This is a genomic window from Nostoc sp. CHAB 5836 (assembly GCF_020829445.1).
In the GTDB taxonomy this organism is placed as follows: Bacteria; Cyanobacteriota; Cyanobacteriia; order Cyanobacteriales; family Nostocaceae; genus Nostoc.
In genome coordinates, this window is record NZ_JAIVFV010000217.1 from 1 (window position 1) to 10,279 (window position 10,279).

The 10,279-nt window shown below is 40.4% G+C and carries 9 protein-coding genes; 7 read left to right on the forward strand and 2 right to left on the reverse strand.

The window, feature by feature from the left end; all coding sequences use genetic code 11:
- Positions 1-269 precede the first annotated feature (269 nt).
- Complete coding sequence (locus LC605_RS28325; RefSeq protein ID WP_229550779.1) at positions 270-638, forward strand: pentapeptide repeat-containing protein; 369 nt, start codon at positions 270-272, stop codon at positions 636-638.
- A 246-nt stretch (positions 639-884) separates the two neighbouring features.
- Complete coding sequence (locus tag LC605_RS28330; protein ID WP_229550780.1) at positions 885-1,256, forward strand: hypothetical protein; 372 nt, start codon at positions 885-887, stop codon at positions 1,254-1,256.
- Between the two features lie 285 nt (positions 1,257-1,541).
- Here LC605_RS28330 and LC605_RS28335 read toward each other — a convergent pair whose 3' ends face one another.
- Entirely contained in the window at positions 1,542-2,501 is a 960-nt protein-coding gene (locus tag LC605_RS28335) for a LysR substrate-binding domain-containing protein (protein ID WP_229550781.1), read from the reverse strand.
- Positions 2,502-2,905: 404 nt separating this feature from the next.
- Between LC605_RS28335 and LC605_RS28340 the strand changes: the two genes are divergently transcribed.
- The 5 genes from LC605_RS28340 (at position 2,906) to LC605_RS28360 (ending at position 7,661) form a co-directional block, all read left to right on the forward strand.
- A complete protein-coding gene (locus tag LC605_RS28340) occupies positions 2,906-3,601 on the forward strand; it encodes a cadmium resistance transporter (protein ID WP_229550782.1) in 696 nt (231 codons plus the stop codon).
- Between the two features lie 125 nt (positions 3,602-3,726).
- A complete protein-coding gene (locus tag LC605_RS28345; RefSeq protein ID WP_306426885.1) occupies positions 3,727-4,461 on the forward strand; it encodes a hypothetical protein in 735 nt (244 codons plus the stop codon).
- Between the two features lie 451 nt (positions 4,462-4,912).
- Positions 4,913-5,341: a YidH family protein gene (locus LC605_RS28350; protein WP_229550783.1), complete on the forward strand. Its 429-nt coding sequence runs from the start codon at positions 4,913-4,915 to the stop codon at positions 5,339-5,341.
- A gap of 830 nt (positions 5,342-6,171) precedes the next feature.
- A complete protein-coding gene (locus LC605_RS28355; RefSeq protein WP_229550784.1) occupies positions 6,172-6,639 on the forward strand; it encodes a YqaE/Pmp3 family membrane protein in 468 nt (155 codons plus the stop codon).
- Between the two features lie 125 nt (positions 6,640-6,764).
- Positions 6,765-7,661, forward strand: coding sequence for a LysM peptidoglycan-binding domain-containing protein (locus LC605_RS28360; RefSeq protein ID WP_229550785.1), 897 nt, complete (start codon positions 6,765-6,767; stop codon positions 7,659-7,661).
- A 363-nt stretch (positions 7,662-8,024) separates the two neighbouring features.
- Here LC605_RS28360 and LC605_RS28365 read toward each other — a convergent pair.
- The coding region (locus tag LC605_RS28365) for a WD40 repeat domain-containing protein (RefSeq protein WP_229550786.1) at positions 8,025-10,279 on the reverse strand (2,255 nt) is incomplete at its 5' end.

Sequence of the window (10,279 nt, forward strand, 5' to 3'; positions counted from 1 at the left end):
TAAGTCGGCAAGAATAAATCAAACTATGTTACGAAACGTAAATACACCTTAAACCCTTACAAATGACGAAGGACAAGTGAAAAATGACAGCCTTAGCCAGTTAGCTTTATTTGCGTCGCTCTACTTAAGTAGATTTGAAGGGTATGAGGCATGGGGCATTGGTTATTTCCCCCAACTTTCTCTGCTTCCCCTCCTCGCCATCCTCCCCATCCTTCCCTAAACCTCAAGCTGAGGAGTATCTTAGAGATAAAGGAAGGTCAACGCGACGCATGAATGCTGAGGAATTAAAAAGGCGTTTTGCCGCAGGGGAAAGATATTTTCCAGCCGTCAACTTGAGTGGGGATAAGCTGATTGGAGCCTATTTGCCTGGAATTAATTTATGGGGATCTGACTTGAGCGGAGCTAACCTAGCTAAAGCTAAACTTTGGGGAGCAGATTTGAGTAGAGCGAACTTAGCCAAAGCGAATTTGACCAGAGCAAATTTGAGTGGTGTAAACCTGAATGAAGCAAATCTCCGGGGAGCTAAACTAAATTATGCCAAATTGTATGGAGCGAATCTGACTGGCGCTTACTACGATGAAAGTACACGGTTTTCTAGAGGTTTTGACCCCATCAGTAGAAATATGCGCAAGGTGTGAAAGGAATTGGAGATGTCTCTTGATCAGCTGATGCGCCTCTAGATTGTATATTAGACATTTCCGAAAAAGTAGAGACGTAGCACTGCTACGTCTCTACAAGGGTTCTGGGTAACGCATATTTAATTTCACCAGATGTCTATTGCGATCGTTATCTAAGTTGAGAACCCTAGTTTTCGCCCTCAGCCTAAATCCCTATCCCACCCCAAGTTGTAGTAAATTTAATGATGATTCGATTTTGGGATACGTATGAACCGTAAAATGTTGTTAAGTGCTATGTTCGCTACTGGATTAGCTGTACTTATACCCGGACTTGGTAGTGCTAACGATTTGGATATTACTGGTAACTATAACTGCCAAGGTAAAAATGCTGATGGTTCTACTTATAGGGGAGAAGTAGAGATTACAAAGAAAGGCAATACTTACATAATTAACTGGTTAATCGGCGGGCAAAAATTTAATGGTCTAGGTATTTTAGAAGGAAATGTACTAGCAGTTAGTTATTACGGTAATTCTTCCGGTGTAGTTGCCTATCGAGTAGAGGGAGATTCTAAGCTAGTTGGTAGATGGACAAGTCTACAATTGAACGGCAAGGTTAATAAGGAAGTTCTGACGAAATAAGGAACTTTCAGTAGATCGAAAACTTTTGGAACTTGACGGAATAACCAGGGTTTCAGCATACAGTATTTATCCAGGCTTTGTTAAATAAGGGACTTCCAAGAAATAAATTACCTAAATAAACGAAGCACTCCAGACACAGAGAAGCCAGCGCGTTGCGGGGGTTCCCCCCGTTGTAGCGACTGGCGCGACATTGAGAAATGAGGAGGAAAGAGTTTTTTCGTCAGTTTTTTGAGTATTTTTTTATTTTGAAGTCCCTAAGAGTTAAGAGTTCCATTTCATGGAAATTTAATTTTCGGACGAGTCCGTAGACAATATCAACATCTGTTCAAAGACTTTGGAAAGAGTAGTTTGAAAACGCTGACGATGTTTGAGTTTGAAAAAAGGTCTAATTATTTCTGCGTAGGTGTAGCCCATCGCGCCGTTACCGTCTCTGTTATCAATAACTCGAATTGCCCGCAGAGTTCCCAACTGGATTTCTTTTTTTACCATCAATTCAGAAATTCCAATTGCACCCACACCATCTTCGATCGCTGCTTTTGTCATCTCCCCACTGTTGAATACTAAACTTACATTCAGTTCACTCAGATTAATTCCCCAATTTTGTAAGGCTTCCTCAAACCTTTGCTGGGTTCCAGAACCTGCTTCTCGCATCACCCAAAGGGTTTGAGTCAATTGGGTTAACTCAATTTCTCCCCACTCAAACCAAGGGTGTTTTTTACCTACCACAATTTGTAAGCGATCGCTCCCCACTATTTCGTACTCTAGAGTACTCTGGAGCGCTGGCTTTACATCTCCTTCCACCAAACCTAAATCAAACTGTCCCATCGCTGTTCCTATACAAATCGTTTCTGCATTGGCAAGGGTACAGTTAATCTCGATACCAGGATATCGGCTCTTAAACTCACTAATCTTGCTTGGTAGCCAATAGTTACCAATAGTTAGACTCGACCCTAATTTCAATTCACCCCGTTGTAGATTGTTTAATTCTCGCAATCCCCTTTCAGTCAAGGAAACTTGATCAAGAATTTTCTGCGCTTCCACTTGCAATAATTTACCAGCCTCAGCAATTTCAATATGGCGACCAATCCGATGGAATAGTTTCACACCGTATTCTTGCTCTAAATTGTGGATCGCTGCACTGACGGCAGGTTGTGTAATATAAAGCTCCTCTGCTGCGCGAGTAAAGTGTAAGTGCTGGGCCACAGCTAGAAAGATTTTTAGCTGTTCAAGCGTCATTCCTGCCATTTGTGGTATCCCTACAACTTAGTGTCAAAAATTTAATCACTTTCATTTATCATTTTGACAAACAAAAGCATTTGATTCTATCGGTTCCTTTGACTAAAGTATAAATCAAGGCTTCGGCACGGACTCAAACGGACAAGTATAGGACTTACGCAAGTGTCAGAAAAATAAAAGCTTTTAGTTTGTAGTAAGGGCTTCAGCCCTGATGAAAGAGGACTAAAGTCCTCACTACAAACATAACCAATGCCCTATGCCCACTTGCCCTGCCCTTCTCTACGAGAGGCTGCGCCAACGACTAGGCTCAGGAACCGCGAACGCGAGTGCGTCTCGCAGCGAAGTCGTTCGCGAATGCGATCGCACCAGAAAGGATGCCCAATGCCCAAGCATGAAAATAAGGACTTCCACAAATGAGCGGTTTAGTAACTGCAATTACCACAGGGATTACGGCATTCAGTGCCACCAACATCGATGATATTGTCATTCTGACGTTGCTTTTTTCGCAAATAAATAAAACGTTTCGCAGTCGTCACATCCTTACTGGTCAGTATCTCGGTTTTGCTGCATTGATCATTGCTAGCCTTCCCGGCTTCTTGGGTGGACTAATCATACCGCAGGACTGGATTAGACTACTTGGTTTAATGCCAATAATCATTGGTGTGAGTAGTTTAATAAAACGCGAAGAGGATTCACCAGAGGAAGCCAAAGAAGAAACAGAGCCGTCTTGTCCCTCTATAATTAGCAGTTTTATCTCTCCGCAAACGCGCAATGTAGCTGCGATCGCCTTTGCGAATGGTAGTGATAATATCAGCGTCTACGTGCCTCTGTTTGCCAATTCTGAATTAGATAGTCTGCTGATAATCCTAAGTGTATTCTTTTCACTAGTGGGTGTATGGTGTTATGCCGCTTATAAGTTAACCTACTTGCCTGCGATCGCACACTTTTTAACTGAGAATGGCAATAGTTTTGTGCCTTGTATCTTGATTGGGCTAGGTGTATTTATTGTTACAGAAAATTTTAACTGGACTCTTTTCTCTGTAATTTCTAGTTACATATTCTCGTTGATTTTAGGTTTCAATACTCAGCCGTCGAGTGAAGAACAATAGACATAGGAGTGAAAAAGAATTGTAGAGACGTAGCACTGCTACCTCTCTACAAGGGTTCTGGGTAACGCATATTTAATTTCACTCCTATGTCTAATAAAAATTAAGTATCTAAGAAGAGGTGCATCATGAATTTTCTCACTAACATGAATTCTAAAGGGCAAAATATCTTACCCATCAACAGGAGTCAAAATATGAACATCTGGAAATCTCTGCTAATTGTCTTAATGATTTTCGCTAATCTAGCCTTTGCTCAACCTTCTTTTGCTGATCGACCAAAATTTAGCAAAAACCCTGATTACATCGAAGTCACTAAAGCTCTTAACTATCTCTCTCAGACTAAAGATTCCCAAACTCAAGTTGAAGGTCTCACACCAGAAGAAATTAAAAAGAGAATCGAGGAATTAACACTGCAAAAATATGCTTTAGAGACGGGAATTAACTGGGGTCAATGCGAAAACCAAACAGGTAATACCATAGCAGTATATGGCAAAACACCAAATGATGAAGACGATGAAGATGCCCTATACGACAATAATCTGTATTTTATCGCTAATGGTCAGTCCACTAAAAATAACTGGGATTGTGATGGCATCTATCTAGCGAATGATGTCAGTGTAGCAAATTTCGCTTCTAGTCCCAATGGGCAAGGTCAGGAATTGACAGGGCCGGCTGCTCTCAAGATACTTGATGGAACTCAGTTGGTGATTAAGACAAATCCAGATACTGGTGCGATGGAATTGAATGTTCCAACTGTGAAAGTTCTGAACAGCAAACAGGCTAACTGGTTTATTCCAGATATATCACAGGCTATTATAAATACACGAGTTCCCAATGCGCCTATCAATGAGTCTTCAAGCTGACGTGTGTAGTTGAGCTTTTAAAACTTTTTATCCAACTAAATAGGGTGAGAGCCAAAATTAGAGAAACAGGACAAGCACTAGTGAAGAACCTCTTTGATTTTGGCTTTTTTATTTAATTTATGGAAATTTCCGGCTTGTGTTATTTGGATATCTGCATTAAAATAAATTCTGAAAAAAATGTACAATCACAACAGGTATATTTCAGCTGACTTTTCACGTCATGTGGAAAAGCTAACGATTAACCTCCTTCCCGACGGCGGTAAAGGGGAAATTTCAAAGTCTCTCTCCTTTTAGGAGAGAGATTTAGAGAGAGGTTTTCCAGATACCGTGAAAAGTCAGGTATATTTCAGGAGCGCAAATATTGCGCTGGGTGCAAGTTATCTGGAAGGAGATTCGCTATTATCTCCGCATTTTTTTGAGAAGAGCCTCTTTGGGGATGAGGGTGTTATTGATGCAGTTAAAATTGAAACCTACAGAAGAAGATAAAAATCAAAAAAAGGCAGGACGACTAAATCCATCCAGAGTCCGAGATCACTTAGCAAATGAGCGTACTTACCTCGCTTGGATGCGCACAGGGATCGCTCTTTTGGGTTTTGGTGTCGTCATCGTGCGTTTGCGTGCCTTCCAAGTACCCTTAGTACCCCGTCCTGGCAACGGCTGGAAGTTAGGTTTAGTGTTCTCGCTGGTGGGTTTAATCACAGTGTGGCTCTCAACGGGGCACTATTTCGCTGTCCGTCGTGATATCGAAGAAGATACTTATGAACCAACAGACCGTTGGGTGTTGCTGTTCAGTCTCGCTGTGATGATTCTCGGAGCTGGGGTAGTCTATTTTGTTTTTACAACTTCTTTAGATCCAATGAGTCCACTCATCCCTGAGTAGATTAAGTAAGTCGGTGAAAATAAATCAAACTATGTGACGAAACGTAAACCCAGGGCTATTTCATTCTAGACATAACCCACCCGGAACTGAAGTTCCTGGCTCATAGCTAAAGTCCGTTAAAACGGACTATAACATGAGTCTCAGTCGTCTTTAGACGACTTTCGCTATTAGACTCAGAATTTATTCTGAGGCGGGCTAGAGGAAAATGAAATAGACATAACCCACCCGGAACTGAAGTTCCTGGCTCATAGCTAAAGTCCGTTAAAACGGACTATAACATGAGTCTCAGTCGTCTTTAGACGACTTTCGCTATTAGACTCAGAATTCATTCTGAGGCGGGCTAGAGGAAAATGAAATAGTCCTGTACTGTAACCGGATATTTTCGGTTTAACGCTTTCGCACCTGTAGCACCTTCAAGCTGCGTCGGTTACAGATGCTGACGTGTAAATCAGGTATTCGACTTTTTCTGTAAAGATGCGTAGGCGTAGCCCGTCGCAGACATCGCCACATAGAATGCGCCTTTGCAGAAAAAATGAAAAACTCCACCCACTCAAGGGAATTGAGTTTACCGGCGACTTTCCATGAAATCACTGAACCGTATCAAGTTCGCTGAAAGTGTATAGGTAGATTTTAGTCGATCCTACCTATAAGTAGAAGCAAATTCAACAAACTAATGGCGTCTTAATCTGTCGGGACTCAGTTTCACATTGCGTTAGTGAAGCGGCTTCCTTCGGAGCTTCGCGTTCAATTTTTCGGTGAGTTGGCGACTGTTGTAGGTGCGTGGCTCTTTATTTACACGTTAAAATCTAAGTAAAAATAGTTGCAATACTATGAAAAATCTAATTATCTTTTTAAACACCAGAGAAGGCTTAATTACCCGTTTTATTTTTGTTGTTTTTTCACCACCTTTAAGTGTATATCTCACACTTATTAGTCAAGGAAACTATTTTGTATCACAGCATTTTTGGACTAACCTTGCCCTAACACTTGTACCAATTCCTCTTATGGGTAGTATTCATGCAGTTTATTTTATTATAGATACACAATCTAAGCAAAAATCAATTAATCAACAATCGTCCCAACCCAATATTAGTTCCGGTAACTTACCTAGTTCAGCTAGTTCATCAAATACTAAATTCTTAAACAAAAGCCAGACGATTGTAAGCATTGTTGCTTCGACACTTGGTGTATTTTTTGGCTTGATAAATATTTTTATTAGTTCATTTACTGCTTATTTACACTGGCAAAAATTGAACCCTCCAATAGCCCCGCCAGAACGTCAGGAGCTCATAAAATAAGCGTTTCTTTCAAAGTAAAAGCAGGAAAAACAACCAAACTTAATTTCCTTCTTCTACTCAACAGAAAATCTCACAATCAAAAGCAACATTCGTAGCAATCACAAACCTGTTTGGTATACAATTCTATGATTTCATTCCTCAAAACCAAAACATTGACACGCACAATCAAGAAACTTTCTGCAATCGGACTATTAATGTGTTCCGCTTTAACTGCATCATTTTTATTACCTGAATTTAGCGGCGCTATTTTCAACAAAAGTGATTATGTCGCACAAGCACAACAGATAAATGGAACTCGATATACCATACAACCTGGTGATTTTTTATCAAGTATTGCTCAGAGATTTTATGGTGATGGTAGTGAAGCTTCGTGGAGAAGAATTTATGAGGCTAATCGGGCTGTAATTGGGTCTGATCCTACTCGACTCACGGCTGGAATGGTACTTGTTATACCTGGAGGTAATCAATCTCAGTCCAGTTTTGTTCCTAGCAGGGGTAGTTTCCAGGATATGCTACTAGCCCTAGGACGAAGAGAAACAGGACAACAAAATCCTCCTTATAATATTGAGAATCGGTTGGGTTTTATAGGCAAATATCAATTTGGTGAACCTCTATTAATTGACCTTGGATACTATCAAGCTAATGTTTACTATAACAATGGTGCTAGTAGAAATGAGTGGCGGGGTATGTGGAGAGGAAAAAATGGTGTTAATAGCAAGCAAGATTTCTTAAATAATCAGAATAATGTCCAAGAAAACGCTATTCAAGAAGCTTTTGCATTGAACTTAGATCGAATTAAGAGTCAACTTCAACAGAATGGACGTTCGCTCAGAGACTTTATCGGACAACAACGAGGAGGGGTAGTTATCACCACATCTGGAATTATTGCAGCTGCTCACCTGCGTGGCGAAGGAGGGGTTGTCCAACTGCTGCTGAATAACCAAGTTTCACAAGATGAGAATGGCACTTCTATTCTCGATTATCTAAGAGAATTTGGCGGATTCCAAACTCCGTTCGACTAGAGAACAAGTCTTCTCTGCTTTTAGCTGCTGTCAAACCTATATAGGACTTACGCAACTGGCATATTATTTTGAGTTTGTAGCAGGGCTATTTCATTCTAGACATAAACCACCCGGAACTGAAGTTCCTGGCTCATAGCTAAAGTCCGTTAAAACGGACTATAACATGAGTCTCAGTCGTCTTTAGACAACTTTCGCTATTAGACTCAGAATTGATTCTGAGGCGGGCTAGATGAGAATGAAATAGCCCTGAGTTTGTAGTGAGGACTTTAGTCCTCAAAATCAGGGCTGTTCGCGGAGCGTTCCCGTAGGGTAGCCCTGACTACAAACTAAAAGCTTTTATTTTTTGTGACACTTGCGTAAGCCCTACTTAATTTTGACATCATCACACAAAGTGCGATCGCTCTCACTAACTTTGGGGTTATTTTTTAAATAATCACCTACCCAATTGCAACCATCGACCAATAACTGGTTTGAATCTAAGCTTAAATTCCACAAAATTAATTTTCCGGCGTTGTCTGCTGAAGCCAGGGTGTGACCATCAGGGCTAAAATTGAGACTCAACACAGAATCATCGTGTCCTTTATAAGTTATTAGTTCCTTACCTTTAAGACTCCATAGTTTAACTGTTTTATCTAAACTAGCAGTCGCAATTGTTTTACCATCTGGACTAAATCTGACACGGAAGACTCCAGCATCGTGCCCTTTAATAGTTCTAATTAATTTACCTTCACTTGTCCAAAATTTGACAGTTTTATCCTGGCTAGCAGTAGCAATCAATTTGCCATCAGGACTAAAAATGACACTATGAACTCCATCTTGATGCTGTGTAAGGGTTTTGATTAATTTACCTTCACGAGTCCAAAGTTTAACTGTTTTGTCCCAAGCAGCGGTGACGATAATTTTGCCATCAGGACTAAAGCTGACGCTATTAACCCCTTCCCCATCTTTATCTTTATCTTTTGTATGTGCCTCAATAGTTTTAAGTAACTTGCCAGACTCGCTCCAAAGTTTGACAAGACCATCATGACCAGCAGTGGCAAATGTCTTGCCATCTGGGCTAAAACTCACTTGCCAAATCCATATTTTTTCATGTGCCTTGAAATTTTTAATTTTCTTTCCTTGACGATTCCAAAGTATGATATTACCATCACTGGTAGCAGTAGCAATTATTTGTCCATTTGGGCTAAAACTAACGTGAGTAAACCTAGCATCAGGGTTTTTGAGAAACTCACTATTGTTCCATTCAAGAGTTTTAATTAATTCACCTGAACGCTGCCAAATTTTGACAGTTCTGTCTCTACTAGCAGTAGCATATTCTTTACCATCAGGACTAAAACTCACACCATAAATTGCACTGTTATGCGCCTGATAAATTTGATATTTTTTTCCTTTTAATTGCCAGAGCTTTGCAGTTCCATCCTTGCTAGCCGTAGCAAGCATCTTTCCGTCAGGACTGAAACTGACACTCCAAACCCAATCTTTATGTCCGCTCAAGGTTTGAAGTTCTTCACCAGATTCGCTCCAAATTTTGACGCTATTGTCAGCCCCAGCAGTAGCAATCTGCTGACCATCAGGACTAAAACTCACACTAGTAACCGAATTTTTATGAGCATCTAAAGTTTTTATTAACTTCCCCTCAATGCTCCAGAGTTTCACAGTTTCATCCCTACTAGCAGTAGCAATTTTCTGATTCATGGGGCTGAAACTGACACTCCAAACCCAATCTTTATGTCCAGTTAAGGTTCGCAGTAGTTTTCCATTCCGGCTCCACAATTTCACAGTTTTATCCTGACTGGCGGTAGCAATAGTATTACCATCAGGACTAAAACTTAGGTTTAAGATAGCTTGGTCATGTCCTTTAAAGGTTTTAATTAATTTACCTTCACTTGTCCAGAGTTTGACATTTCCTCCAGCGTCACCACTAACAATTGTCTGTCCATCAGGGCTAAAACTGAGACCATTTACACTATCAAGCTTTTTTTGATCTTCCTTTAAGGTAGCAATTAATTTACCTTCTCTTGTCCAAAGTTTGACGGTTCCGTCCCAACTAGCTGTTGCAATCCTGTTTTCTGTAGGGCTAAACCTAACTCTGCGTACCAAATTTTCATGTCCTTTGAGAGTTGCAATTTCTTTGCCATCCAGATTCCATAACTTAACAGTTTTATCAGCACTTGCAGTGGCAATTATCTTGCCATCGGGGCTGAAAATAGCGTCTGTCACCTCACTTTTATGTTGTTCCAGTCGATTGCGTTCTATAACTTTATAAAGTGCTTCTTGTAATACAATATCAACCTCTTTTTGAATATCAGCCTTTTCCTGAACTTTATAAAATAGTAGATAAGTTGATGTTTCTTTTAATTGTCTGGATGCTTTCAACCTTTTTATCAGCGTTTCAAAATCTTGATTAAAGGTTAAAAGTGCTTCGCTTGATGCACTAAGGTCTTTTATTTTACTGAAGTGTGCATCCTCCCATTGCCACCAAGTTGCTCCAGCTAACATCAAGGCTAGGAGTGAACCACCAGTAAGCCCAAAAATATTTAGCTGTTGTCTGAGCCTCTGTTTTTGTTGCTCCTGTTTTCGTCGTGTAATGCTAGCAGTGATAAAATCTTGCTGTGGTG

Coding starts and splice junctions, on each gene's coding strand:
- LC605_RS28360 (WP_229550785.1), top strand. CDS start 6,765: ATGATTTCATTCCTCAAAACCAAAACATTGACACGCACAATCAAGAAA.
- LC605_RS28345 (WP_306426885.1), top strand. CDS start 3,727: ATGAATTTTCTCACTAACATGAATTCTAAAGGGCAAAATATCTTACCC.
- LC605_RS28335 (WP_229550781.1), bottom strand. CDS start 2,501: ATGGCAGGAATGACGCTTGAACAGCTAAAAATCTTTCTAGCTGTGGCC.
- LC605_RS28350 (WP_229550783.1), top strand. CDS start 4,913: ATGCAGTTAAAATTGAAACCTACAGAAGAAGATAAAAATCAAAAAAAG.
- LC605_RS28325 (WP_229550779.1), top strand. CDS start 270: ATGAATGCTGAGGAATTAAAAAGGCGTTTTGCCGCAGGGGAAAGATAT.
- LC605_RS28340 (WP_229550782.1), top strand. CDS start 2,906: ATGAGCGGTTTAGTAACTGCAATTACCACAGGGATTACGGCATTCAGT.
- LC605_RS28355 (WP_229550784.1), top strand. CDS start 6,172: ATGAAAAATCTAATTATCTTTTTAAACACCAGAGAAGGCTTAATTACC.
- LC605_RS28330 (WP_229550780.1), top strand. CDS start 885: ATGAACCGTAAAATGTTGTTAAGTGCTATGTTCGCTACTGGATTAGCT.